This window comes from Pseudonocardia sp. HH130629-09 (genome assembly GCF_001294645.1).
GTDB lineage: Bacteria > Actinomycetota > Actinomycetes > Mycobacteriales > Pseudonocardiaceae > Pseudonocardia.
Map to the genome: position 1 here is coordinate 1,668,779 of NZ_CP011868.1, position 25,281 is coordinate 1,694,059.

Annotated in this window: 24 protein-coding genes and 2 pseudogenes; 16 read left to right on the forward strand and 10 right to left on the reverse strand. The window is 73.5% G+C overall.

Going from position 1 to position 25,281, the window contains the following annotated elements:
* Positions 1-117: 117 nt before the first annotated feature.
* Positions 118-1,584, reverse strand: coding sequence for a cation:dicarboxylate symporter family transporter (locus XF36_RS07555; RefSeq protein WP_060711425.1), 1,467 nt, complete (start codon positions 1,582-1,584; stop codon positions 118-120).
* A 116-nt stretch (positions 1,585-1,700) separates the two neighbouring features.
* Here XF36_RS07555 and XF36_RS07560 point away from each other — a divergent pair, with 116 nt between their 5' ends.
* The 7 genes from XF36_RS07560 to XF36_RS07590 all read left to right on the forward strand — a co-directional run bounded on the left by XF36_RS07560 (position 1,701) and on the right by XF36_RS07590 (position 9,370).
* The gene (locus XF36_RS07560; protein ID WP_060711426.1) at positions 1,701-2,360 is read left to right on the forward strand and encodes a response regulator transcription factor; all 660 of its coding nucleotides are present in this window, start codon (positions 1,701-1,703) and stop codon (positions 2,358-2,360) included.
* Between the two features lie 9 nt (positions 2,361-2,369).
* The gene (truB, locus tag XF36_RS07565; RefSeq protein WP_060711427.1) at positions 2,370-3,266 is read left to right on the forward strand and encodes a tRNA pseudouridine(55) synthase TruB; all 897 of its coding nucleotides are present in this window, start codon (positions 2,370-2,372) and stop codon (positions 3,264-3,266) included.
* 65 nt (positions 3,267-3,331) lie between these two features.
* Positions 3,332-4,294, forward strand: coding sequence for a bifunctional riboflavin kinase/FAD synthetase (locus XF36_RS07570; RefSeq protein WP_060711428.1), 963 nt, complete (start codon positions 3,332-3,334; stop codon positions 4,292-4,294).
* A gap of 64 nt (positions 4,295-4,358) precedes the next feature.
* On the forward strand, positions 4,359-4,898 hold the full coding sequence (locus XF36_RS07575) for a helix-turn-helix domain-containing protein (RefSeq protein WP_060711429.1): 540 nt from the start codon (positions 4,359-4,361) through the stop codon (positions 4,896-4,898).
* A gap of 301 nt (positions 4,899-5,199) precedes the next feature.
* Positions 5,200-5,469 (forward strand): 30S ribosomal protein S15, encoded by a 270-nt coding sequence (rpsO, locus tag XF36_RS07580; RefSeq protein ID WP_060711430.1) that lies wholly within the window; start codon positions 5,200-5,202, stop codon positions 5,467-5,469.
* A gap of 243 nt (positions 5,470-5,712) precedes the next feature.
* Positions 5,713-7,989: a polyribonucleotide nucleotidyltransferase gene (locus XF36_RS07585; RefSeq protein WP_060711431.1), complete on the forward strand. Its 2,277-nt coding sequence runs from the start codon at positions 5,713-5,715 to the stop codon at positions 7,987-7,989.
* Between the two features lie 64 nt (positions 7,990-8,053).
* Entirely contained in the window at positions 8,054-9,370 is a 1,317-nt protein-coding gene (locus tag XF36_RS07590) for a M16 family metallopeptidase (RefSeq protein ID WP_060711432.1), read from the forward strand.
* Positions 9,371-9,476: 106 nt separating this feature from the next.
* Here XF36_RS07590 and XF36_RS34785 read toward each other — a convergent pair whose 3' ends face one another.
* Positions 9,477-9,599 carry a hypothetical protein gene (locus XF36_RS34785; RefSeq protein WP_255357094.1) on the reverse strand — a complete coding sequence of 41 codons (123 nt, stop codon included), beginning with the start codon at positions 9,597-9,599 and terminating at the stop codon, positions 9,477-9,479.
* Between the two features lie 72 nt (positions 9,600-9,671).
* On the opposite strand from XF36_RS34785, the pseudogene XF36_RS07595 reads away from it, so the two are divergent.
* Positions 9,672-10,634, forward strand: a pseudogene (locus XF36_RS07595) (IS30 family transposase); the annotation flags it as partial.
* A 31-nt stretch (positions 10,635-10,665) separates the two neighbouring features.
* Here the strand turns inward: XF36_RS07595 and XF36_RS07600 are convergent.
* The 3 genes from XF36_RS07600 to XF36_RS07610 form a co-directional block, all read right to left on the reverse strand.
* On the reverse strand, positions 10,666-11,877 hold the full coding sequence (locus tag XF36_RS07600) for an IS256 family transposase (RefSeq protein WP_238589343.1): 1,212 nt from the start codon (positions 11,875-11,877) through the stop codon (positions 10,666-10,668).
* 83 nt (positions 11,878-11,960) lie between these two features.
* On the reverse strand, positions 11,961-13,583 hold the full coding sequence (locus tag XF36_RS07605; RefSeq protein WP_238589168.1) for a molybdopterin-dependent oxidoreductase: 1,623 nt from the start codon (positions 13,581-13,583) through the stop codon (positions 11,961-11,963).
* Between the two features lie 122 nt (positions 13,584-13,705).
* Positions 13,706-14,656 (reverse strand): LysR family transcriptional regulator, encoded by a 951-nt coding sequence (locus XF36_RS07610; protein ID WP_060711434.1) that lies wholly within the window; start codon positions 14,654-14,656, stop codon positions 13,706-13,708.
* A gap of 327 nt (positions 14,657-14,983) precedes the next feature.
* On the opposite strand from XF36_RS07610, the gene XF36_RS07615 reads away from it, so the two are divergent.
* The 3 genes and pseudogenes from XF36_RS07615 (at position 14,984) to XF36_RS07620 (ending at position 17,061) form a co-directional block, all read left to right on the forward strand.
* Entirely contained in the window at positions 14,984-16,126 is a 1,143-nt protein-coding gene (locus XF36_RS07615; RefSeq protein WP_060714504.1) for a Glu/Leu/Phe/Val family dehydrogenase, read from the forward strand.
* 171 nt (positions 16,127-16,297) lie between these two features.
* Positions 16,298-16,345: pseudogene (locus XF36_RS35135) on the forward strand (hypothetical protein); the annotation flags it as partial.
* 95 nt (positions 16,346-16,440) lie between these two features.
* The gene (locus XF36_RS07620) at positions 16,441-17,061 is read left to right on the forward strand and encodes an aldo/keto reductase (RefSeq protein WP_060711435.1); all 621 of its coding nucleotides are present in this window, start codon (positions 16,441-16,443) and stop codon (positions 17,059-17,061) included.
* Positions 17,062-17,132: 71 nt separating this feature from the next.
* Here XF36_RS07620 and hepT read toward each other — a convergent pair whose 3' ends face one another.
* From hepT to XF36_RS07645, 5 genes are all read right to left on the reverse strand, one after another.
* Positions 17,133-17,519 carry a type VII toxin-antitoxin system HepT family RNase toxin gene (hepT, locus tag XF36_RS07625; RefSeq protein ID WP_060711436.1) on the reverse strand — a complete coding sequence of 129 codons (387 nt, stop codon included), beginning with the start codon at positions 17,517-17,519 and terminating at the stop codon, positions 17,133-17,135.
* Entirely contained in the window at positions 17,519-17,911 is a 393-nt protein-coding gene (gene mntA / locus XF36_RS07630) for a type VII toxin-antitoxin system MntA family adenylyltransferase antitoxin (protein WP_168169475.1), read from the reverse strand. Before mntA ends, hepT begins: the two co-directional genes overlap by 1 nt.
* 140 nt (positions 17,912-18,051) lie before the next feature.
* Positions 18,052-18,474, reverse strand: coding sequence for a DUF5313 family protein (locus tag XF36_RS07635; protein ID WP_060711438.1), 423 nt, complete (start codon positions 18,472-18,474; stop codon positions 18,052-18,054).
* Positions 18,475-18,505: 31 nt separating this feature from the next.
* Positions 18,506-19,171, reverse strand: a complete 666-nt coding sequence (locus tag XF36_RS07640; RefSeq protein ID WP_238589169.1) for a DUF1990 family protein — start codon at positions 19,169-19,171, stop codon at positions 18,506-18,508.
* 56 nt (positions 19,172-19,227) lie between these two features.
* Complete coding sequence (locus tag XF36_RS07645) at positions 19,228-19,458, reverse strand: hypothetical protein (protein WP_060714506.1); 231 nt, start codon at positions 19,456-19,458, stop codon at positions 19,228-19,230.
* Between the two features lie 58 nt (positions 19,459-19,516).
* Between XF36_RS07645 and XF36_RS07650 the strand changes: the two genes are divergently transcribed.
* The 5 genes from XF36_RS07650 (at position 19,517) to XF36_RS07670 (ending at position 25,031) form a co-directional block, all read left to right on the forward strand.
* Complete coding sequence (locus XF36_RS07650; RefSeq protein WP_060711439.1) at positions 19,517-20,269, forward strand: DUF1990 family protein; 753 nt, start codon at positions 19,517-19,519, stop codon at positions 20,267-20,269.
* 24 nt (positions 20,270-20,293) lie between these two features.
* Positions 20,294-21,202: an enoyl-CoA hydratase-related protein gene (locus XF36_RS07655; RefSeq protein ID WP_060711440.1), complete on the forward strand. Its 909-nt coding sequence runs from the start codon at positions 20,294-20,296 to the stop codon at positions 21,200-21,202.
* A gap of 204 nt (positions 21,203-21,406) precedes the next feature.
* Positions 21,407-22,171, forward strand: a complete 765-nt coding sequence (locus tag XF36_RS07660) for a ribosomal RNA small subunit methyltransferase A (RefSeq protein ID WP_060714507.1) — start codon at positions 21,407-21,409, stop codon at positions 22,169-22,171.
* Between the two features lie 170 nt (positions 22,172-22,341).
* Positions 22,342-23,667 carry an MFS transporter gene (locus XF36_RS07665; protein WP_060711441.1) on the forward strand — a complete coding sequence of 442 codons (1,326 nt, stop codon included), beginning with the start codon at positions 22,342-22,344 and terminating at the stop codon, positions 23,665-23,667.
* Positions 23,664-25,031 (forward strand): LLM class flavin-dependent oxidoreductase, encoded by a 1,368-nt coding sequence (locus XF36_RS07670; protein ID WP_060711442.1) that lies wholly within the window; start codon positions 23,664-23,666, stop codon positions 25,029-25,031. Before XF36_RS07665 ends, XF36_RS07670 begins: the two co-directional genes overlap by 4 nt.
* The last annotated feature ends 250 nt before the right edge of the window (positions 25,032-25,281 follow it).

Below are 25,281 nucleotides of genomic sequence, written 5' to 3' on the forward strand. Positions count from 1 at the left end.
GCCTGCCACCGCGGGAGTGGCAGGGGGACCCGTGCACCGGCCGGGACGTCCACACCCCCGCGGGCCTTCTGGCTCCGCGGGGTTGCGACGGTCATGGGAGGAGGACCCGCGCCGTGGTCAGGAGCCCGCGCCGACCTTCTCACGGGAGCCGGACTCGGGCTTCTCGGCGCCCTCGGCGGCCTGCTCGATCTGCTCGTCGGCGGCACCGCCACCGTGCGCGGCCTCCATGTCGGCCTCGACGAGCGTCGGGTCGTCCAGCACCGCGGCGAGCCGCTCGCGGTCGAGCTCGCCGTTCCAGCGGGCGATGACCAGGGTGGCAACGACGTTGCCGATCGCGTTGGTGAGCGCACGACCCTCGGACATCATGCGGTCGATGCCGACGATCAGCGCGAGACCGACGACGATGGCCTCGGGGGTGAAGAACTCCCCGCCGAAGGCCTGCAGCGACGCGGCCAGGGTGACCAGGCCGGCGCCGGTGACACCGGCGGCGCCCTTCGAGGTGAGCACCATGAGCACGGCCAGCGCGATCTGTGCGCCGATCGGCAGTACCTCGCCACCGGCCTGGATGATGAACAGCGCACCCAGGGTCAGGTAGATGCAGGTGCCGTCGAGGTTGAACGAGTAGCCGGTCGGGATGACCATGCCGACGGTCTGTTTGGACGCACCGGCGGACTGCAGCTTGGTGAGGAAGCGCGGCAGCACCGACTCCGACGACGACGTGCCCACGATGATCAGCAGCTCGTCCTTGATCAGCCGGATGACCTTGAGGACGTTGAACCCGGCGGCCCAGGACACGGCACCGAGCACGACGAGGACGAACACCGCGCAGGTGCCCCAGAACACGCCCATCAGCTTGAGCAGGTTGATCAGCGAGCCGGTGCCCATCTGGCCGACGGTGTAGGCCATGCCACCGAACGCGGCGACCGGCGCGGCCCACATGATGATCTTGATGATGCCGAAGATGACCTGGGCGATGCCCTCGATGCCGCCGACCAGGCGGCTGCGCAGGGCCGGGTTCAGCGACGAGATGGCGCAGGCCGACAGGATCGCCAGCACCAGGACCTGCAGGACCGAGTTCTCGACGAACGGGCCGAAGAAGCTGTGCGGGAGCAGCGAGTCCTGGATGAACGGGATGACGCCCGACTCCTGGCTGCCGGTGGCGGCCTGGTCGGTGGCCCTCGCGAGGTCGGACGCGCTGGGCTGGCCGGTGAACCCGGCGCCCGGCTGGAACAGGTTGCCCGCGATCAGGCCCATCGCCAGTGCGATGACGGTCATGATCAGGAAGTAGCCCAGTGCCCGGGCGGCGAGGCCACCGGCGCGGGCCAGGTTGCCCAGCGAGGCGATGCCGACGACCACCGTGCAGAAGATGACGGGGCCGATGATGACCTTGATCATCTGGACGAACGTGTCGGCCAGCCACTTGGTCTCCCTGGCGAACCCGGGGGCGAAGAAGCCCACCAGGATGCCGGAGACGATGCCGACGATGACCCAGAACCAGAGCTGGGTGTAGACCTTCTTCTTGGTCCGGGTGGGGGTGGTGGACCCCGTCCCGGACGAGCCGTCTGCGTTGGCGACCTCGGCCATGTCCGTCCTCCTCGACGTGTTCGGTGCGGACACGATGGAGCCGGGGTGTGTCGTGGGGCAACCGCGGGGGCACCGAGCTTGAGGAAGCTTTGAGGAATCGTGACTAGGGTGGGTCCGTGCGGGTGCTGCTGGTCGAGGACGACGCGGTCCTCGGCGACGCCCTGCGACGCAGCCTCGTCCGTCAGGGCTACCCGACCGACCTCGTGACCAGCGGGTCCGCGGCCATCGCCGCCGTCGCCGAGCGGGAGCCCGACGTCGTCCTGCTCGACATGGGCCTGCCCGACCGCGACGGCATCGGCGTCTGCCGGGAGATCCGGGAGCGGTCCCGGGTGCCGATCCTCGCCATCACCGGCCGCGGCGACGTCGCGGCGCGGGTGCAGGGACTGCGCTCGGGCGCCGACGACTACCTGGTCAAGCCGGTCTCCACCGACGAGCTGGTGGCCAGGACCGAGGCCGTCCTGCGTCGTGCCACCGGCGCCGCGGTGGCCGCGACGGTGAGCGTCGGCGACGTCGTCGTCGACCTCGACCGGCGGGCGGTGACCGCGGCCGGCACCGAGGTCGCGCTGACCCGCAAGGAGTTCGACCTGCTCGCCGCGCTCGCCCGCCGGGAGGGGGCGGTGCTGCCGCGCACCGAGCTGCTGGAGCAGGTGTGGGGGACCGCCGACGCGTCCGCGGCACGCACGCTGGAGGCGCACGTGGCGTCGCTGCGCTCGAAGCTGGGGGCCCGCGACGTCGTGGTGACGGTCCGTGGAGTCGGGTACCGGCTGGCGCGTTAGCGTCCCGGCGTGCCCGCACGCAACCCGCCCCCGCCGCCCGGTCTCGTGATCGTCGACAAGGACCGAGGCCCGACCAGCCACGACGTCGTCGGGAAGCTCCGCCGGATCATGGGCACCCGCAAGGTCGGCCACGCCGGGACGCTGGACCCGATGGCGACCGGGGTGCTGGTCGTCGGCATCGAGCGGGCCACCAAGCTGCTCGGGCACCTGTCGCTCGACACCAAGGCCTACATCGCGACCGTGCGGCTCGGGCAGGGCACCGACACCGACGACGCCGAGGGCACGCCCGTCGGCGAGCCCGTCCCGGTCGGGGCCGACGACGACGCCGTCAGCGCCGCCATGGCCGCGCTGACCGGGGAGATCATGCAGGTCCCCAGCGCGGTGTCCGCGGTGAAGATCGACGGAAAGCGCGCCTACCAGCGGGTCCGCGACGGCGAGACCGTCGAGATCCCGGCCCGCCCGGTCACCGTGTCGGCCTTCGAGCTGCTCGTGGTGCGCCGCGACGGCCCGTGGTGCGACCTCGACGTCGCCGTCGACTGCTCCTCGGGCACCTACGTCCGCGCGCTCGCCCGCGACCTCGGCACCGCGCTGGGCTCCGCCGGGCACCTGACCGCGCTGCGGCGCACCCGGGTCGGACCCTTCACCCTGGAGCACGCGCGCACCGTCGAGCAGCTCGCCGAGGAACCCGGGCTGTCGCTGGATCTCGCCGCGGCCGTCGCGACGGCGTTCCCGCGGGTCGACCTCGACGCCTCCGCCGCCACCGACGTGCGGTTCGGCAAGTCACTGCCGGCGGCCGGGATCGCAGGGACCTACGGGGTGTTCGCCCCGGACGGCGCCGCGCTGGCCCTGATGGCCGACCGCGGTGCCGCCGCCCGCCCGGTCGTCGTGCTCGCCCCGGCCGGCTGACCCTGCGGGCCGGGCGCGGTCGCCCGCTGCGCGGGACCCGGCCCGGTTCGCCTAGGCTCGCGCCCGTGCAGCGGTGGCGTGGTCTGGAGGCGGTTCCGCCCGGCTGGGGCCGGTGCGTCGTGACCGTCGGCGTGTTCGACGGGGTGCACCGTGGACACCGGCAGCTGATCTCCCGCGCGGTGGAACGGGCGCGCGAGCGCGGCCTGCCCGCCGTCGTCGTGACGTTCGACCCGCACCCGGCCGAGCTGATCCGGCCCGGCACCCACCCGGCGCGGCTGTCCACACTCGACCGGCGGGCCGAGCTCGTGGCCGAGGCGGGCGCCGACGTCTTCTGCGTCATCCCGTTCACCGAGGCGCTGTCGCGGATGGCGCCCGCCGGGTTCGCGCACGAGGTGCTCGTGGACCGGCTGCACGCGGCCGTCGTCGTGGTGGGCAGCAACTTCACGTTCGGCCACCGGGCCGAGGGTGACGTCGAGACCCTCGCCGAGCTGGGCCGGCGCTTCGGGTTCGCCTGCGAGGCGCTCGACCTGGTCTCCGACCACGACGTGACCTTCTCCTCCACCTACATCCGGTCCTGCATCGACGCCGGGGCCGTCCGCGACGCCGCGCACGCGCTGGGCCGCTGGCACCGGGTGGACGGCGTGATCGTGCACGGCCACAAACGTGGCCGTGACCTGGGCTACCCGACGGCGAACGTCGCCAGCCCGCCGCACACCGCGATCCCCGCCGACGGTGTCTACGCGGGCTGGTTCCGCATCGGCGACCGTCGTCTGATGGGCGCGATCTCGGTGGGGACCAACCCGACGTTCTCCGGGCGGGTGCGCACCGTCGAGGTCTACGTACTCGACGCCGACGAGGACTTCTACGGCCACGAGGTCGGCGTCGAGTTCGTCGAGCGGCTGCGCGGCCAGGAGCACTACGACGGCGTCGAGGCGCTCGTCGCACAGATGGGCCGCGACGTGGAGACCTGCCGCGAGATCCTCACCGCGGCCGGCGACGCCACCGGACCCGACGGGGTGCCGGATTAGGTGAAAACCCCCTGCCGGGGCCGAACGACCGCGCCGCGCCGCGTGGTCACCGAGGCTGGCAGGCATGGACGACCCCCGGACCGTGGACCCGGTGGCGCAGGAGATCGCGCGCAACCGCGACCGCCAGAGCGCGATCTACGGCGAGCCCCTCGACGAACGCATCCGCCAGCTCACGACCGGCCTCGGCATCACCCAGGCCCGCCTCGCCGCCGCGATCGGGCTGAGCCCGGCGATGCTGTCCCAGCTGGCGGGCGGGCGCCGGGTCAAGATCGGGGACCCTGCGGTGCTGGGCCGGATGACCGCGCTGGACCGGCGGCTCGCGCACGGCCCGGTGCCCGAGGCCGAACGCGAGGTGCTGCTGGCCAGGGTCCGGCAGGAGCCGACGCCGGGTGCACCGACCGGTGCCTGCCGCTGCGCCGGGCAGGCACCCACGACCGGGCCGGCGGTGCCGCAGCCGCGACGGGCCGCGGCCGAGCCGACCGCGGAGGACGCGCTGCGCGGGGTGAGCGCGCCGGCCCGGCTCGTCGCGGCGGCGGCCGAGCTGGCCGCGGCGTTCCCGGAGATCGCCGAGGTGCTGCGCCGGGCCGCCGCCGGACGGCGCTGAGCCCGGCTGCAGACCCCGGGTGCAGACCCCGGGTGCGGACGTCGTGGGGTGACCCGCATCGGTGTCCGCCGTGGTCCACCGGGTCCCGCCGCGCCGGGACACCGGAGCACACAACGCCGGGACACAGGACCACGCACCGGGGTGACGCGGGTCGGCGCACCCGTCGCTGGTACCGTTTCACCTCGGGTCCGGCTGCAGTCCGTGGCGGCCGCGACCGACTTCCTGCCGTCCCGCCGGTTCACCCGGGTTTCGTCGGACGTCACGGCCCCACGGACCGTCTCAAGGATGAAGGAGTTGAGCAGTGGCACTGACCACCGCCGAGAAGAAGAGCACGCTCGATCAGTACGGCACCCACGCCACCGACACCGGGTCCCCCGAGGCCCAGGTCGCGCTGCTGACGCAGCGCATCGTCGGCCTGACCGAGCACCTGAAGCAGCACAAGCACGACCACCACAGCCGGCGCGGCCTGCTGCTGCTGGTCGGTCGTCGTCGCCGGCTGCTCAAGTACCTGCGCGAGGTCGACGTCGCTCGCTACCGCGCGCTGATCGAGAAGCTGGGTCTGCGCCGCTGACCCGCCCGGGGCGACCCGGCACCGGATCCCGGTGCCGGGTCGTTCCGTAACACCGAGCGACACAACTGAACAGAGCCCGCCACTCGGGCGACCGGACATCCGCCGGTCCTCGGTAGTGGCCCCCGGAGCGCGACGCGCGGCCGGGGGCTTCGATCGAAGACCGGCCCAGCAGGGGATCGAGCCGGCGCCACGGTGGTGGGGGTAGACGAAGACCACTCCCAACGACGAGGAGAACACCCCCGTATGACTGACGTCATCTCCGAGGACGGCGTGTACGAGAGCACCGCCGTCATCGACAACGGCACCTACGGCACCCGCACCGTCCGGTTCGAGACCGGCCGGCTCGCGCGCCAGGCTGCCGGGTCCGTCGTCGCGTACCTCGACGACGAGACCATGCTGCTGTCCGCCACGACCGCCTCGAAGCGGCCGAAGGATCAGTTCGACTTCTTCCCGCTCACGGTGGACGTCGAGGAGCGGATGTACGCCGCGGGCCGGATCCCCGGCTCGTTCTTCCGCCGCGAGGGCCGCCCGGGCACCGACGCGATCCTGACCTGCCGCCTCATCGACCGTCCGCTGCGCCCGTCCTTCGTGGACGGTCTGCGCAACGAGATCCAGGTCGTCGTGACGGTCATGTCGCTCGACCCGAAGGACCCCTACGACGTCGTGGCGATCAACGCCGCGTCGGCGTCCACCCAGCTCGCTGGCCTGCCGTTCTCCGGCCCGGTCGGCGGCGTCCGAGTCGCGCTCATCGCGAACGAGGCGGGCACCGACACCCAGTGGGTCGCGTTCCCGACCCACGACCAGCTCGACCGCGCCGCGTTCGACATGGTCGTCGGGGGCCGCATCGTCGGTGACGACGTCGCGATCATGATGGTCGAGGCCGAGGCCACCGAGAACACCATCGACCTCGTCGCCGGTGGGGCCACCGCCCCGACCGAGGGCGTCGTCGCGGACGGGCTGGAGGCGGCCAAGCCGTTCATCCGCAGCCTGTGCGTCGCCCAGCAGCAGCTGGCCGACGTCGCGGCCAAGCCGACCGCCGACTACCCGGTGTTCCCGGCCTACCAGCCGGACGCCTTCGAGGCGGTCTCCGAGGCCGTCGAGCAGGAGCTGGCCCAAGCGCTGACCATCGCCGGCAAGCAGGAGCGCGAGACCCGGACCGACGAGATCAAGGCGTCGGTGCTGGACAAGCTCGGCGAGCGCTTCGTCGGCCGCGAGTCGGAGCTGGGCAACGCGTTCCGCGCGCTGAACAAGAAGCTGGTCCGCCGCCGGATCCTGACCGACCAGGTCCGGATCGACGGCCGTGGCCTGACCGACATCCGGCCGCTGTCGGCCGAGGTCGAGGTCGTCCCGCGGGCGCACGGCTCGGCGCTGTTCGAGCGTGGCGAGACCCAGATCATGGGCGTCACCACGCTGAACATGCTCCGCATGGAGCAGCAGATCGACCAGCTGGGGCCGGAGACGCGCAAGCGCTACCTGCACCACTACAACTTCCCGCCGTACTCGACCGGTGAGACCGGCCGCGTCGGCTCGCCGAAGCGCCGCGAGATCGGCCACGGCGCGCTCGCCGAGCGGGCCCTGATCCCGGTCCTGCCGACCCGCGAGGAGTTCCCCTACGCGATCCGGCAGGTCTCCGAGGCCCTGGGCTCGAACGGCTCGACCTCGATGGGCTCGGTCTGCGCGTCCACGATGTCGCTGCTCAACGCCGGTGTGCCGCTGAAGGCGCCGGTCGCGGGCATCGCGATGGGCCTGGTGTCCGACGAGGTCGACGGCCAGACGCGCTACGTCGCGCTGACCGACATCCTCGGCGCCGAGGACGCCTTCGGCGACATGGACTTCAAGGTCGCCGGCACCAAGGAGTTCGTCACGGCGCTGCAGCTGGACACCAAGCTGGACGGCATCCCGTCCGAGGTGCTCGCCGCCGCGCTGAACCAGGCCAAGGACGCCCGCCTGACCATCCTCGAGGTGATCGGCGAGGCCATCGACGGCCCGGACGAGATGAGCAAGTACGCGCCGCGGGTCACCGCGGTGAAGGTCCCGGTCGACAAGATCGGCGAGGTCATCGGCCCGAAGGGCAAGATGATCAACTCGATTACCGAGAAGACCGGCGCCGACATCTCGATCGAGGACGACGGCACGATCTACGTCGGTGCGAACGACGGCCCCTCCGCGGAGGAGGCGATCGGCATGATCAACGCGATCGCCAACCCGCAGCTGCCGAAGGTCGGCGAGCGCTTCCTGGGCACGGTGGTCAAGGCCGCCGCGTTCGGTGCCTTCGTCTCGCTGGTCCCCGGCAAGGACGGCCTGGTCCACATCTCGAAGCTCGGCAACGGGAAGCGGATCAGCAAGGTCGAGGACGTCGTCAAGGTCGGCGACAAGCTGCGCGTCGAGGTCACCGACATCGACAACCGCGGCAAGATCTCGCTGATCCCGGTGGTCGACGAGTCCGCGGTCACGGAGGTGCCCGCCGAGGGCGTCGTCGACGCCGAGGCTCCGGCCGAGGCCGCCGCCAACCCGAGCTGAACCGTTGGCATCTGAGAACGACCACGCGACGGCGGCCCGGGACTCCTCCCGGGCCGCCGCCCGTGTGTCCCCGCTCCCCGACGGCGACACCGGTGACACCGTGCGCCGCAGCGATCTGCCCGGCGGGGTGCGGCTGGTCACCGAGGCCGTGCCCGGGGTTCGCTCGGTGGCGCTCGGCATCTGGATCGGGATCGGCTCGGTCGACGAGACCCCCGAGCAGGCCGGCGCCGCGCACTTCCTGGAACACCTGCTGTTCAAGGGCACCCGGCGGCGCACCGCGGCGGGCATCGCCGAGGAGATGGACGCCGTCGGCGGTGAGCTGAACGCGTTCACCGCCAAGGAGCACACCTGCTACTACGCCCACGTCCTCGACACCGACGTGGCGCTCGCGGTGGACGTGCTGGCCGACGTCGTCACCGACGCCGAGCTGGCCCACACCGACGTCGAGCTGGAACGCGGCGTCGTGCTCGAGGAGATCTCGATGCGCGACGACGACCCGGAGGACCTGCTCGGCGACCTGTTCGACGAGACCCTGTTCGGGGACCACCCGCTGGGGCGCCCGGTGATCGGCTCCGAGGAGTCGGTCCGGGCGATGAGCCGCGACACCCTGCACAGCTTCTGGCGCGGGGAGTACACGGCGCCGCGGATGGTCGTCGCCGCGGCCGGGAACCTCGACCACTCCCACGTCGCCGAGCTCGTGGCCGCCGCCCTCGGCGCGGCCGCGCGGCACCACGAGGGGGCCCGTCCGGTGCCCCCGCGCAGCGCCACCGGTGTCCGCCCGGTCCGCACCGGTGCCCTCGGGCTGCTCGACGACGAGTCCGAGCAGGCCCACGTGATGCTCGGCGTGCCCACCGCGGGCCGCGCCGGCCGCGGCCTCCCTGTGCTCGCCGTCCTCAACTCCGCCCTCGGCGGGGGGCTGTCCTCGCGACTGTTCCAGCAGGTCCGGGAGCAGCGCGGGCTGGCCTACCAGGTCTACTCCTCGACCGTGCGCTACGCCGACGCCGGCGCGCTGTCGGTGTACGCCGGATGCGCGCCGGAGCGCCTCGGCGAGGTCGTCGCGGTCGTGCGGGACGTGCTCGCCGAGGTCGCGGCGCACGGCCTGACCGAGGCCGAAGTCGTCCGTGCCCGGGGCGCCCTGCGTGGGGGACTGGTGCTGGGCTGCGAGGACACCGCGTCGCGGATGAACCGGCTCGGCCGTGCCGAGCTGGACCACGGGCGGCAGCGGTCGCTGGCCGACAGTCTGGCCCGGATCGAGGCCGTCACCCCGGGCGAGGTCGCGGCGCTGGCCGCGGACCTGCTGGCCCAGCCGCTGACGGCGGCGGTGGTGGGGCCCTACGCGGAGATCGACGACCTGCCGGCCGCGCTGCGCGACCTGGCCTGAGGCGAGGCGACCCGGGGCCGGGCGCACCGGCCTCGGAGCCTTCGAGACGGGCGGAGCCCCGGATCCGTAGGGGTCCGGGGCTCCGCGCCTGTCCGGGGGTGGCCGGTCAGGAACCGTTCTGCCAGCCGAGGGTCTCGGGCAGCGGCGGGAAGGCGAACAGCGCCGAACCCCAGTTCGCGAGGCCGGGCTTGGCCGCCCAGATGCTCGGGCCGGAGTAGACCGGGAGCACGCCGTAGGTGGCGAGCTTGGACTCAACCGGTCAGCGCAACACCCGGGTAGTTGATCATGATAGGGGTGTGGGATGGCGCGACTGGGACGACCTGGGATGTCCGATGCCGACCGCGCGGATCTGTGGGTCCGGTGGGGGCGTGGGGAGTCGATCAGTGACATCGCTCGGGCGATCGGACGCCCGCCGGGGTCGGTGTTCACGGTGCTCAAGTCCACCGGTGGCTACGTGCCGCCATCACGTCGTCGCCGACCGGGGACGCTGACCGCGGCCGAGCGGGAGGAGATCTCTCGTGGTCTGGCCCAGTATCGTTCGATCCGGGCCATCGCGGCTGGGCTCGGTCGTCCGGCCTCGACGGTGAGCCGGGAGGTCGCCCGCAACAAGGGTCGGCGTGCCTACCGTGCTGTGGACGCCGAGGACCGCGCCTGGCGCCGGGCCCAGCGCCCCAAGACGTGTCTGCTCGCCCGTCGTCCGCTGCTGTGTGGGTTCGTCGCTGCCAGACTGGGTGAGGACTGGTCGCCCGAGCAGATCGCCGGGCACCTGGCCAAGCACTACGCTCCGGGATCGGGGATGCGGGTGTCACACGAGACGATCTACAAGTCGCTGTTCGTGCAGACCCGCGGTGTGCTGGCCAAAGACCTGCAGAAACACCTGCGGTCGGGCCGTCCGATCCGGCGTAACGTGCACAACACCACCGGTGGGCAGTGGCGCTCGCAGATCCCCGGCGCGGTCTCCATCCACGACCGGCCCGCCGAGGTGACTGATCGGGCGGTGCCCGGGCACTGGGAAGGTGATCTGCTGCTCGGGCGTGGCACCACCCAGATCGCGACCGTGGTCGAGCGCGCGACCCGGTTCACCGTGCTGGTCGCGCTCGGAGGGCGCGACATGCACACCGTCGCCCACCAACTGTCCCGGCAGATGGCCCGACTGCCCGAACACGTCCGCAAGTCGCTGACCTGGGACCGCGGGATGGAACTGGCCCGCCACACCATCGTCACCGCCCGGACCGGGTTGGACGTCTACTTCGCCGACCGGGCCTGTCTCGTGATCGGTGTTTCGGCGTCGTTGCTCAGTAGGTCTCGGCTCCCGGCCAGCGGTCACCGAACGTGATGGCGAACGCGTTGATCACGGGCTTCCAACGCATCGTCCACCTCGTGCGGCCCGTCCCGGTCGGGTCCAGGCTGCGAGTCACAAGATACAAGCATTTCATCGCAGCCTGCTCAGTGGGGAAATGACCACGCGCCCGCACCGCGCGCCGGTAGCGGGCGTTAAGCGATTCGATCGCATTCGTAGAGCAGATCACCCTTCGAATCTCGACGTCGTAGTCCAAGAACGGCACGAACTCTTCCCACGCGTTGCGCCATAGCCGGATCATCGCCGCGTACTTACGGCCCCATTTCTCGTCGAGCTCATCCATAGCGATAAGTGCTGCATTCGGGTTGGGCGCGGCATAGATTGGTTTGATGTCGCGCTTCACCGCGTCCCAGTCCTGTCGACCCACCAGCCGGAAAGTGTTTCGGATCAGGTGCACGACGCAGGTTTGGACAATGGTTTGCGGCCACACGTTGGCCACGACCTCCGGGAGTCCTTTGAGGCCGTCGCAGACCAGGAACAGCACGTCACGCACGCCGCGGTTCTTCAGGTCGACCAGCACGCTCATCCAGAACTTCGCGCCCTCACTGCCGACGCCCATCCACAGCCCCAGCACGTCCTTGCAGCCGTCCACGGTGACGCCGATGGCTGCGTAGACCGGCCGGTTGGCGACCTGCCCGTCCCGGACCTTGACGTGGACAGCGTCGATGAACACCGCGGCGTACACCGAATCCAACGGCCGACCAACCCAGTCATTCATCTCGGCGACGACCTTGTCGGTGATCCGCGAGACCGTCTCCTTCGATACTGACGCCCCATAGATGTCAGCGAAATGTGCGGAAACCTCCCCGGTCGTCATCCCTTTCGCATACAGCGACAGTACGACCTCGTCGACATCTGTGAGGCGCCGCTGACGCTTCTTCACGATCTGCGGCTCGAAAGTGCTGGCCCTGTCTCTCGGAACGTCGATCTCCACGTCACCCGCGGCATCCGAGAGAACCGTCTTCGAGCGGGACCCGTTCCGCACGTTGGTGGATTCCCGGCCGGGGTCGGCCCGGTTCTTGTCGTGCCCGAGGTGCTCGGTCATCTCCTCGTTCAGCGCCGTTTCCAGAACATTCTTGGTAAAGAGCTTCAACAGGCCGTCCGGGCCGGTCAACGCCAGCCCGCGCGCCTTCGCCTCGGCCACCATCGCCGCCGCAGCGGCCCGCTCCGCCGACGCCTGCCGAGCAGGCTTCGGGTCACCCTCGCTTGGATCCACAAGGTCCGATGTCATCACTGTCCGTGCCCATCTCGCCGGACCTCAGCCCGGCGTGTCGGGCCGAAAACACCGATCTTGAAACAGTCCCCGGTGACGATGGTGCTGGGCCACCCCGTCGCACCGTCCGGGATCGGGTCGACACGGACGTCGGTCTGGACGAGCCCGCGGCGGTCGGTGGCGCGGGCGGTGAGCGTGTGGCTGCCGGGGGAGAGGTCGAGCTCGGCCCCCCACATCCGCCAGGTGTTCGGGTTGACCTCGGTGGCCAGCTCGGCGCGGACCCACGGGCCGTCGTCGGCGCGGACCTCGACGGCGGTGATCCCGACCGGCTGCGCCCACGCGACCCCGGCGACCTGCACGCGTCCCGCCGGCAGCCGGGAGAACCCGACCGGGGCGTCGATGCGGCACTGGGTCTTGATCGGGGCGCGCTCGGCCCAGCCGCGGTCGCGCCAGTAGACGCTGCGCTCGGCGAAGGTCGTCAGCTCGATGTCGGCGAGCCACTTTGTGGCCGAGACGTAGCCGTAGAGCCCCGGGACGACCATGCGCACCGGGAACCCGTGCTCGACCGGCAGCGCCTCGCCGTTCATGCCGAGTGCGAGCAGCGCGCCGCGGCCGGGCTCCAGCACGGTCGCGGTAGGGGTGCCCGCGGTCCAGCCGTCGCGGCTGGTGGAGACGATCTGGTCCGCGGCCGGGTCGACGCCGGCCTCCAGCAGGAGCGGGGCCAGCTCGACGCCGACGAAGTCCGCGGTGGACACCAGGTTCCCGCCGACGGTGTTGGAGACGCAGGTCATCGTGATCGTCCGCTGGACCAGCGGACGTCGCAGCAGGTCGTCGACGGTGAGAACGAGCTCGCGCCCTACCCGGCCGTGCACCCGCAGCGACCAGTCCTCGGCCCGGACCGCGGGAATCGTCAGGGCGACGTCGATGCGGTAGAAGTCGGCGTTCGGGGTCACGAACGGAACGGTCCCGAGCTGCGGGAACGCGGCCGAGGCCGGCACCGGCCGCGCGGTCTCGGCGAGCGTCGCCGCGGCCAGCCTGCCGGTCAGCGCGGCCCGTGAGGCCGCGATCCCGCTGCCGGCGGAGGACAGCGCCAGGCCGGTCCCGCCCACGACGAGCGTCCCGGCGGCGACCGCCGCCGACGCCCCGGCGAGCACGGTGCGCCGGGGGACACCGTCACCGTCCCTTGCGCCGTCCCCGGCGCCGCCGCCCCCGGTGCGGGTGGTGCCGGGACGGCGGGCGAGCCCGTCCAGCCCCCGCTGCACCGCCACACCCACCACCAGCGCGACGACCGGCCCGGCCAGGTCGGTCGCGGTCGGCACCGGCCCGGTCAGCACCGCGGCCACCGCGAGCAGCCCCAGCACGGCGACCGCGGCGGTCCCCACCACCGCCCGCCGGCGCGCCGCGAGCCCGGCCACTGCGCCGAGCAGCACCAGCAGCACGCCGATGCCGGTGAGCAGGACCGGCTTGTCGGCCGTCCCGAAGGCGGACTTGGCGAACTCCACCACCGGCTGCGGCGAGAGCCGCACGACCGCGTCGCCGACCGCCACGAACGGTGACGACGCCGGCGCCACCAGGGCCGCCACGAGGTGCCCCGATGCCACCGCCGCGGCGATCGCCAGCAGTTCCACCAGGATCGCCACGGAACGCGACGGAAGGACCAGGGGCCCGTTTCCCGCGGTCCGGTTCTCGGTCAGCACAACCGTTCTTCGGAACCCCGGCGGAAACGGTTCGACCGGCCAGCGGATGCCGCCGCGGAACGGGGTCAGGACAGGCCGAGCGACTCCGGCTGCACCGGGATCGGGGCGTCGGCGCCGAGCCCCTTCTGCGCCGCCGCGGTCCGGACGGCCTCGATCACCAGCGGCACCGCGGCCCGCCGCGCGGTGGTGGTGCGGTAGGCCAGCGACACCGTGCGGGTCAGGGCGTCGCCGAGCGCGACGATGTCGACCCCCGGCGGGCGCAGCGCCAGGCCCAGATCCGTCACCAGGGTGACACCGAGCCCGGCCGCGACCATCGCCATCGCGGTGGCCTGCTCCTCGACCTCGTGGTCGATCCGCGGTTCGAAGCCCGCGCTCTGGCAGGCCAGGCGCGCCGCCTGCCCGAAGTGCGACCGGGCGGGTGAGACGATCCACGGGTGCTCGGCCAGCTCCGCCAGCATCACGCTCGCGGCGGGCACCGCCCCGGCGGGCACCGCCGCGTAGACCCGCTCGACGGCGATGACCGCCCGCTCCAGGCCCTTGTCCCACGTCATCGGGTAGTTCGAGTAGTCGATGACGAACGACAGGTCGAGCTCGCCGTCGCGCACCGCGGCCGCGGTCTCCTCCGGGGCGAGCTCGCGGGTGCGGACCTCGACACCGGGGTGGGTGCGGGCCAGCGCGGTCAGCGCGTCGGGCAGCAGACCCGAGGCGACCGAGGCCCACACCCCGGCGGTGAGCTTCGCCGCAACGGTCTCGCCCGCCTCCTCCAGCGCCTGGGTGGCGCGCTCGACCGAGGCGAGGATCTCCTCGGCGTGCTCGGCCAGCAGGACACCGAGGTCGGTGAGCTGGACCCGGCGCCCTCTCCGCTCGAACAGCCGCGTCCCGACGTCGCGCTCGAGCTGCGCGAGCTGCTGGGACACCGCCGACGCCGTGTAGTGCAGCGCCGTCGCCGCCGCCGTGATGGTTCCCCGCCGGTGCAGCTCACGCAGCATCCGAAGCCGAGACAGGGACAGCTCCATGCGACCGAGCCTATTGCGCTGTGCAGGAACGGTGAACAGCGGCGTGAATGATCCGTAAATGGACGCGGGGCCCGGTGCACCCGCAACCTGGGGCCACCGGTCGGGAACGACTGCCGCCGGGGGGACGACGAGGTCCGCGATGTCGACGAGACCGGAACGGCCCCTGGTGGCGACGACCGGTGCAGTACGAGCAGGAGGTGGGTCGCCATGACGACGATGCAGAACCCGGCCGGGGGCACCCCGCAGACGGCGGCCACGGCCGCCCCCCACGTCCCCGGCGTCCCGGCGCCCACCGTCGCCCCGGTCGTCCGCCGTCCCGAGCCCTACATGCGCCTGCAGTGGAACGACGCCGTGACCGGCGCCGTCGGCTACCTGGTCGTGCACACCCTGCGGGCGGGGCTCGCCACCGGCGGCACCCGGATGCAGGCCGGCTGTACGTTGTCCGAGGTCGAGGACCTCGCACGCGGCATGGCCAACAAGACCGCCACCTTCGACCTGCCGATCGGCGGGGCCAAGGGCGGCATCGACTTCGACCCGAAGGACCTGCGCGCCGTCGAGGTGCTGCAGCGCTTCTGCGAGGCCATGCGCCCCTGGATCGACGCGCACTGGGTGACCGCGGAGGATCTCGGCGTCCCGCAGCACCTGATCGACGAGGTCTTCGAGAAGCTCGGCCTCGGCCAGAGCTACCACGCCGCGATCAGCCGCGCCGCCGACCCGGCCGCCACCCTGGAGCGGGTCCGCACCGGGCTGAAGGCCGAGGTCGACGGCGGGTTCGAGCTGGGCGACGTGATCGGCGGCTACGGCGTCGCACACGCCTGTCTGGCCTCCGCGGTGTCCTGGGGCCAGATCCCGGCCGACACCACGGTCGCGATCCAGGGCGTCGGCACGATGGGTGGTGCGGCCGCCTACTACCTGCACGAGGCGGGGATGAAGGTCACCACGCTGGCCGACGCCGCGGGCACCCTGCACTGCGCGGACGGGCTCGACGTGCCCGCGCTGCTGGACCTGCGCGACGGCTACGGCGAGATCGACCGCTCCCGGCTGCCCGCCGGCGTCGAGCAGCTCCCGCGCACCGCGATCCTGTCGGCCGAGGTCGACATCCTGGTGCCGGCCGCGATCTCCTACGCGATCACCCCGGACAACTCCTACGACGTCCGTGCCCGCGTGATCGTCGAGGCCGCGAACGCCGCGACGACCCCGGAGGCCGAGGCCATGCTCGCCGCGCGCGGGGTGCCGGTGCTGCCGGACTTCGTCGCGAACGCCGGTGCGGTCGCCTGGGCCTGGTGGCTGCTGCTCGGCGAGGTCGACGACGACCCGCAGAACTCCTTCGACCGGCTGCGCACCGTGATGCACGCCAAGGTCGCGCAGCTGCTGGCCGCGTGGACCGAGGACGGCGTCACCCCGCGCGAAACCGGGCACCGTTGGGCCGACGACCCGGCGCCGACCACCGGTCCGGTCGTCATCCCCTGATCCCACCCCGGCGCCCCGGGCCGCCGTGCGACACCCCGACGGTGGGTGCCGCGCGCCGGCCCGGGGCACCGGCACGTGTCGGGGTGGGTAGCTGGGTGAACCGCGGGGCACGCCGGGCCGGATCCTCGGGGCATGACTCCCGCGACCACACCGCAGCCGGTGCTCGGCACCATGAACTTCGGCACCCGGGTCGACGAGGCCACCTCGTTCGCGCTGCTCGACCGCTTCGTCGAGCGCGGCGGCGTCTGGCTCGACACCGCCGACGTCTACGCGTTCTGGAACGACCCGGCGGGGAGCCCGGGGCGAGTGAGCGGGTGCTCGGGGCGTGGCTCGCGGCGCGGCCCGGCGTCCGCGAGCAGGTCCGGATCTCCACCAGGACCGGGGTGCGGGGCGGGCTCGGAGCCGCCGCGGTCCGCACCGCCGCACGGGGCAGCCTGGACCGGCTCGGCGTCGGGTCGGTCGACCTGTTCTGGGCGCACGTCGAGGACCGCGGCACCGACCTCGACGAGACGGACGCCGCGCTCGGTGCCCTGGTCACCGGCGGGCTGGCGACGCGGCTGGGCGCGTCCAACCACGCGCCGTGGCGGGTCGAGCGGGCCCGTGCGGCCGCCGCGGCGCAGGGCGTCGCCGCGTTCGACGCCGTCCAGTACCGGCACTCCTACGTGCTCCCGCGCCCGGGCGCGGCGCTGCCCGACTCCGGGCACATGCTGTTCGACGCCGTCGCCGCGGACACCGGCGCCACCCGCAACCAGGTCGTGCTCGCCTGGATCATGACCGGGGGACACGGCCGGACCGGGCTCGCGGGCGAGCTCGCCGTCGGACCGGCATGGCCGCTGGTCGGGGTCAGCCGGACCGCCCAGCTGGACGAGCCCCTCGACGCCCGGGACCTGCACCTCATCGAGGAGCACCGCGCGGTCCTCGACGGCGCGGCGTGACCGCGACCGGTCAGCTGCGGCGCACCTCCCGGGGCCGCGGCCGCCCCGCCGGGTAGGCGTGCGGGTACGGGTCAGGCGGCGAGGGCGGCGATGCGGGCAGCGAACGCCCCCAGGTCGTCGAGACCCCCGTCCCGGATGCTGCGGGCGAGCAGCTCGTCGTCGACCTCGGCGTAGAGGTGGACGATGAGGTTGCGCGCGCCGGCGAGGGCGATCATGCGGCCCGCGAGACCGTCGTCGAGCACTCCGACCTCGGCAAGGACCCGGAAGGCGTCGCCGTAGTCCCGGGGTGTCCGGTGGCCGTCGGCGGCGATGACGTGGTTGGCCAGGTCGATGCAGATCTGCGCGGCCGTCTGCACCAGGTGACGACGTCGGAACGGGTCGGGTGCGTCCTCGGCGAGCAGGTCGCGGTAGCGCTCCAGCATCACCAGCAACCGACGGACGCGGTCGGTGTCGACCATCAGCGCAACCCCTCCCGCGCGACACGGGCGAGGAACGACCGGGTCGTCTCCTCCAGGACGGGGCGGAACTCGATCCAGCGCATCCGGGCGTCCACCTCGAAACGGACCCGCGCGACCTCGTCGGCGCTGTAGAGGAGCCGGCCCGACTCGGCGACCCGTCCCCGCAGCTCGAGGCCGGCCCGCGCGAGGTCGACGACGTCGACCCCGGTCCCGAGCAGGGCGGCGAGGTCGCCGGCGAGCAGCTCGGTGGCCACGGGGGAGGGGGCGCCGGCGAACAGCACCGCGACGTCGTGGTCGCTGTCCGGGCGGGCGGTACCGTCGGCACGCGACCCGAACAGGTAGGCCACCGCGACATCGTGCGCGGCGAACACCGGGTCGAGGTCGGGCTCCACGCCGGTCATCGTGGCACACACCCGAGCCCCGACGTGGGCGTCGACCCGGACGGGCCCGGCTCGGCGGCGCGGCGTGAGCGCGGCCGGGGCGCACCGCGGCGGCCGCTCAGCCCCGGCGACCGCTCAGCCCGGGCGACCGCTCAGCCCCGGCGGTCGTCCCGCTCGCGGCCCGCCCCGAACTCCCGGTCGTGCCGCAGCCGGGCGTCGACGTGCTGCTCGGCGCGGCGCGCCTCCCGGGTCGCCGCGGCCGCCCCCACCGGGTAGCCGGCCTTCATCACCCGGGTCTCGCACGCCTCGACCGTGTAGACCGCCGAGTAGAAGTAGCCGATCACCGCGCCCGAGGCGATGGTGCCCAGCCGCACCCACGGCGGGCCGGGCACGACCAGGTACAGCATGGCCAGCAGCGGGATCAGCTGGATCGTGGTGCGGACGAGGTGGCGCAGCACCCAGGTGCGGGTGGTGACGTCGTGGAGCACCCAGCGCCGGTTGCGGGCCGGCAGCCGGGCGCCGAAGGCGTAGGCCACCCAGCGGAACGGGTTCGGCCGCCGGATCGGGTCGTCCATCTGCAGGTTCCTTCCGGGTCGGGCATCCGGGTCAGACACCCGGATGCCGGACGAGCACGGCGATCGGGTCTGTCCAGTGCCGTCCGGCGTTCTGCGGGGCGACGGTCACACCGTCGGCACCCGGCAGCGGCTGTGGCAGCAACCTGCCCGCCGCCGCGTCGGCGACGAGCTCACGCACCCGCTGCCCGGCCCGATGGTAGAACTCCAGCTGCACCGCCCGGCCGAACAGCCCGAAGCCGAGCCGGAACAGCGGGTTCGGGATGTGCGCGGGCCGGGAGAACGCGCGGATGACGAACTCGACGTCGCCGGTCGTGAGGTCCTTGACCACCTCGTAGGTGAGCCGGCCCTCCTCCAGGTGCCCGTGCAGGGTCTCGTAGGTCCAGCCCCAGACGCGCCGGCCGTCGACGGTCTCGTCGACCAGCCCGGTGACACGGACGCCGAGGTGGAAGCGCATCGGCCCGAACCGGCCCTCCAGCAGCATGTCGCGGCCCAGCAGCGGGTCGGCCGGGCGGAACACGCCACGCAGCCGGTTCGGGGCGGTGAACTGGTAGTCGCGCAGCACCGCGCACGCGCGTTCCCAGGGGCCGTCGGGCACCGGGTCACCGGGCGGCTCGGTGCCGACCAGCGCCCGGCCGTGGTCGACGTGCCAGCGCGGGTCGTGGGAGTCGGTGGGGGTCTCGGCGTCGTCGACGTTCACGCCGCGTGCGGCGAGCCCGTCCAGGTCGGCGCGACGGTCCTCGGGGTCGGGACGCTTCAGGACCGAGCGCCCTTCTCCTCGCGCCGCATCGCGTCGCCGATCAGCCAGAACATCGACGGCCACAGGCCGACGAAAATCGCGCGGCGTTCGGCGTTGCCGCGCTCGTCCTGGTCCACGGTCTTCGCGCGCAGCCACAGCGCGATGGCGAAGCCCACCGAGCCGAGGGAGAACCACTGGAGCTGGGCACCGTGCAACCCGGCCCGGTGCAGGACATGTCCGACCGTCATGGCGGTCCGTTCCCCGCCGCCGGCGGATGTAATCCCGCACAGGGGGTACCCGTGATCGATGCGGACCCCCACGACGGCCTCGACGAGCGGACGGACCACCCCGGTGACGGGTGCCCGGCGGTCCCGCCGGGTGTCGGCGGTGCTCCGCTGGCCGGTGGGTCTGCTGCTGGTGTCGTGGCGCTACTTCTGGCGCACCACACCGATCCACCGCAGCGACGTCGTGGGGGACCTGGGGGACCTGCCTCCCGCCTCGCCGCAGGGCGCCGACGCCGACGACGTCCAGCGCCCGTCGGACGGGTACGGCCCCCTGCTGCACCGGCGCTACGGCGTGCGCATCCGTGGGTCCCGGCTGAGCCCCGAGGAGCTCATGACGCGCCTCGGCGCGGACCCCGACCGCTGGTCACCGGAGTTCGCGGCGTTCGGCCGCACCCGCGGCGAGCCCGGCGGGATGGACGTCGGCGACGAGTTCCTGATCCGCATGCCCGGCCCGTGGGACGGTCCGGTGCGGGTGGCCGCCGCCGGGCCCACCGGGTTCTCCTTCGTCACCCTGGACGGGCACCTGGAGGCCGGTCGGATCGACTTCCGCACCCGTCGCGACCCGGACCACCCGGAGATGCTGCGCTTCGACATCGAGTCCTGGGCACGGCCCGGGGACCGGCTCTCGCACGTGCTCTACAACACGCTGCGCGTGGCCAAGGAGGTGCAGTTCAACATGTGGACGCACGCCTGCATCCGGGCGGCCGCCATCGCCGGCGGCCGGCCGGACGGCGGCGTGACGGTGCACACCCGGCGGTTTCCGACCACCGGGTGACGCGGCGGGGCAGACTCGCCGGTCATGAGCACCGACGCTCCCGCCTTCACCGAGATCTCCTACGACGTCGACGACCGGGTCGCCACGATCACCCTCGACCGTCCGGACCGGCTCAACGCGTTCACCGCGACGATGGCCCGCGAGCTGATCGCCGCCTACGACCGCGCCGACGCCGACGACACCGTCCGCGCGATCGTGCTCACCGGCCGCGGCCGCGGCTTCTGCGCCGGCGCCGACCTGGGCCGCGGCGGCTCCTCGTTCGACCCGACCGACCCACAGCGCGCCGCGGACCGCGCGGGCGTCGGCACCATCGGCGGCGTCGTCCGCGACGGCGGCGGCACCGTGACGATGCGGATGGCGGCGTTGCGCACCCCGGTGATCGCCGCCGTCAACGGGCCCGCGGTCGGCATCGGGGCGACGATGACGCTGCCCGCCGACATCCGCCTCGCCGGCTCCTCGGCCCGGTTCGGGTTCGTGTTCGCCCGCCGTGGGCTCGTCCCGGAGGCCGCGTCGAGCTGGTTCCTGCCCCGGATCGTCGGGGTCTCCCGGGCGATGGAGTGGGCCGCGACGGGCCGGGTGTTCGACGCCGCCGAGGCCCTCGACGGCCGGCTGGTCTCCCGTGTCCTGCCCGACGACGAGCTACTCGGCGCGGCGTACGCGATCGCGCGCGAGATCGCCGACAACACCTCGGCGGTGTCGGTCGCGCTGACCCGGCAGCTGCTGTGGGGGATGCTCGGCGCGCCCAGCCCGTGGGACGCCCACCGCGCCGACTCGGCCGCGATCGCGCACCTCGGGCAGGGCCGCGACGTCGCCGAGGGCGTCACGTCGTTCCTGGAGAGGCGCCCGCCCGCCTTCCCCGACACCGTCTCCGAGGACTACCCCGGCCACGTCCTGCCGCACTGGCCCGCCCCGCCCGCCGACCTGACGGACTGAAATCCGGGTGCGCCGGCGCCCCCGGCGCCCCTACCGTGCCCCCGTGGCCTCGATACGCCTGCGCGTCGCCCGACGGCGGCGCCACACCTGATCCCTGCCGATCTCCTGGCGCCGCCGTCCGAGCAGCCGGTCCTCGTACCCCTGCCGGGCGGCGCCCCGCCGCGCCCCCGGCTCCCCACCCGGGAGCCTCCAGTGCGATCCCCTCTGCCACGTCCGCTCGGCCGTCACGAGCACGGCCAGAACTTCCTCGTCGACGACGCCGTCCCGGCCGCGATGGCCGCCGTCGTCGCCGGGTACCCGCCCCGGCCGCTGCTGGAGCTGGGCCCCGGTGACGGCGCGCTGACCGCCGCGCTGCTGCGCCTGCCCGGCAGGCCCCTGACCGCGGTCGAGCTCGACCCGTACCGGGTGGCCCGCCTGCGACGACGCTTCGGCGACGCCCTCACCGTCGTCCACGGCGACCTGCTCGACGTCCGCCTGGACCGGCCCGTCGACGTGGTGTCCAACGTCCCGTTCGCCCTGACCACCCCACTGCTGCGACGCCTGCTGGCCGCCCCGCGCTGGGCGCACGCGCTGGTGCTGGTGCAGTGGGAGGTCGCCCGCAAGCGGGCCGCGGTCGGCGGCACCAGCGCCCTCACCGCCCGCTGGTGGCCGTGGTTCACCTTCACCCTGCACGACCGGGTCCCGGCCAGGGCGTTCCGGCCGGTCCCGGCCGTCGACGGCGGGGTGCTGGAGATCGCCCGCCGGGAGGTGCCGCTGCTCGACGCCCGGCCCCGGGACCACCACCGGATCGTCGACGCGGTGTTCACCGGCCGTGGCCGCGGGGCGGTCGACGTCGTCGGGCGGCGGTTCGGCCGCGCGCTGGCACGGGACTGGGCGCGCGAGTGCGGGCTCGGGCCGCGGACGCTGCCGCGTGACCTCGACGCGGGACACTGGGTCCGGCTGCACGCCCGGGTGGCCGGGCGGAGGTGACCCCGGTCCCGCTCCGTTGCGCCGGGCGGGGGCGGTCTGCTCGGGTGGGCGACGTGGAGCACTCGGAGCTGACCCGGCGGCGGTGGCTGGACCACGGCCGCCTGTCGTCGCACGCCTGTCGCTGACCCGCCCCCGACGCCCCCGCTCCGCCTCACACCGGCAGGTCACCCGTGTCCAGTTCCCCGTCTGCGACGCCCGGCGCCACCCCGCGCCGCGCCGCCGTCGCCAGCCTCGTCGGGACCACCATCGAGTGGTACGACTTCTACCTCTACGCCACCGCCGCGGCGCTGGTGTTCGCCCCGCTGTTCTTCACCGACGCCGACCCGGCCACCGGGGTGCTGGCCTCCTTCGCGACCTACGCCGCCGGGTTCGGGGCACGGCCGATCGGCGCGGTCGTCGCCGGGCACCTGGGTGACCGGATCGGCCGCCGCGCCGTCCTGGTCGGGTCGCTGGTGCTGATGGGCGTCGCGACGACGCTGATCGGGCTGCTGCCGACCTACCCGACCGTCGGACTGCTGGCCCCCGTGCTGCTGGTGGTGCTGCGGCTGGCCCAAGGGCTCGCCGTCGGCGCGGAGTGGGCCGGTGCGGTGCTGATGGCCGTCGAGCACGCCGAGACCGAGCGGCGACGCGGCCTGTTCGGCAGCTTCCCGCAGATCGGCTCCTCGGCCGGGATGCTGCTGGCCTCGGGCGTCTACACCGCGGTGCTCGCGATCGCGGGCAGGGAGGCGTTCCTCGCCGGCGCCTGGCGGATCCCGTTCCTGCTCAGCGCGGTGCTCGTCGTGGTGGGGCTGGCCATCCGGCTCACCCTCGCCGACCCCGCGGTGTTCACCGCCGCCCGCGACGCCGGGATGCTGGCCCGCCGTCCGGTGCTGGAGGTGCTGCGCACCGACTGGCGCACCGTGCTGCTGACCGTCGGCAGCCGGATCGCGCAGAACGCGCTCTACATCCTCGCGACCACCTTCGCCCTCACCTACCTCGCCCGGGGCGACTCCGGCGCGGCCGAGAGCGCCGGCCTGACCGCGGTGATCATCGCGTCGGCGATCGGGCTGTTCTCCACGCCGCTGTGGGCGGTCCTGTCCGACCGGGTCGGCCGCAAGCCGGTCTACCTGTTCGGCGCGATCGGGGCGCCGCTGTTCCTCGGGGCGTTCTTCCTGCTGCTCGACACCGGGTCCACCGTGCTGGTCGTCGTCGCGATGGTCGTGCTGGTCAACCTGTTCCACGACGCCATGTACGGCCCGCAGGCCGCCTGGTACGGCGAGCTGTTCGACACCCGGCTGCGCTACAGCGGGGCCTCGCTGGGCTACCAGGTCGGTTCCGTCCTCGCCGGGGCGACGCCACTGATCGCCACCGCGCTGCTCTACGCCGGCGGCGGGACCCCGTGGCTGATCTGGGCCTACCTCGGGGTGCTGTTCGCGATCTGCGTCGTCTCCACCGTCCTGCTGCCCGAGACCCACCGCGGCGGGCTCCGCACCGCCCGCGAGAAGGTGGTGGCATGACCGGCCGCATCCTGCTCAACGCCTTCGACATGGCCTGCGTGGGCCACCAGTCCGCGGGGCTGTGGCGTCACCCGTCCGACGAGGGGCACCGCTACACCGACCTCGACCACTGGACCTCGCTCGCCCGGATGCTGGAGGACGGCGGCTTCGACGCGCTGTTCCTCGCCGACGTCCTCGGCGTCTACGACGTCTACGGCGGCTCCCGCGACGCGGCCGTCCGCGCCGCCGCGCAGGTCCCGCTCGCCGACCCGCTGCTGCTGGTCCCCGCGATGGCCGGGGTGACCTCACGGCTCGGGTTCGGGGTGACCGTCTCGGTCGCCTACGAGCACCCCTACGCGCTGGCCCGGCGGTTCACCACCCTCGACCACCTCACCCGCGGGCGGGTCGCGTGGAACGTCGTCACGTCCTACCTGGACTCCGCGGCGCGCAACCTCGGCCGGTCCGGACAGATCCCGCACGACGAGCGCTACGAGCTCGCCGAGGAGTTCCTGGAGGTCTGCTACAAGCTGTGGGAGGGCTCCTGGGACGAGGACGCCGTGGTCCGCGACCGCGACCGCGGCGTGTACACCGAGCCGGACCGGGTGCACGACATCGCCCACCACGGCCGCTGGTTCGACGTGCCCGGCCCGTTCCTGTCCGAGCCGTCCCCGCAGCGCACCCCGGTGATCTTCCAGGCGGGCGCGTCGCCGCGCGGCGCCCGGTTCGCCGGCACCCACGCCGAGGCCGTGTTCGTGTCCGGCCCGTCGCCCGCGGTGGTCCGCCGCTCGGTCGACGCGGTGCGCGCCGAGGCCGCTCGCGCCGGGCGCGACCCCCGCTCGGTGAAGGTGTTCGCGATGCTCACCGCGATCGCCGGGGAGACCGACGACGCCGCCCACGCGACCCTGGCCGAGTACCTGGAGCTGACCGACCCCTCGGCGGCGCTGGCGCTGTTCGGCGGCTGGTCGGGCGTCGACCTGGCCGGGGCGTCGCCGGAGCAGAAGCTCGAGTACGTGCAGACCGACGCGACCCGCTCGGCGCTGGCGTCGTTCACCGGGCCGGACCGCGACTGGACGGTCGGCGAGCTCGCGGAGTTCATCACCGTCGGCGGGCGCGGGCCGGTCGTCGTCGGGTCCGGGGCGACGGTCGCCGACGAGCTGGAGCGCTGGGCCGACGAGGCCGACCTCGACGGCTTCAACCTGGCCTACGCCGTCACCCCGGGGACGATGGCCGACGTCGTGACCCACGTCGTGCCCGAGCTGCGACGCCGCGGCCGGATGCCCGCCCCCGCCGACGCGGGCGGCCCCACCCTGCGCGAGCGGTACGGCACCGGCGACGGCGCCCGGCTCGCGAAGGACCACCCCGGGGCGGCGCACCGGACCCGCTGACCCCGCGCCGGCCCCCGGCCCCGTGCCGGCTCCCGTGATCGCCGGGACGGGAGCGGTCGGACGGGTGCACTGCTTCCGGCACTCCACTCCCTGCGATCATCGGCGGAGCCCCCGAGCGCACGGCCCGGCGCCCGGGTCACCCCGTCGGGGGCCACCGGACCCCGACCGGGTGGCCCTGCGCCACCGTCGCGTGACGCCCCGCGCCGTCGCCGCACCTGCGTGGTCACCTCGGCCCCGGCCGGGTGGCGAT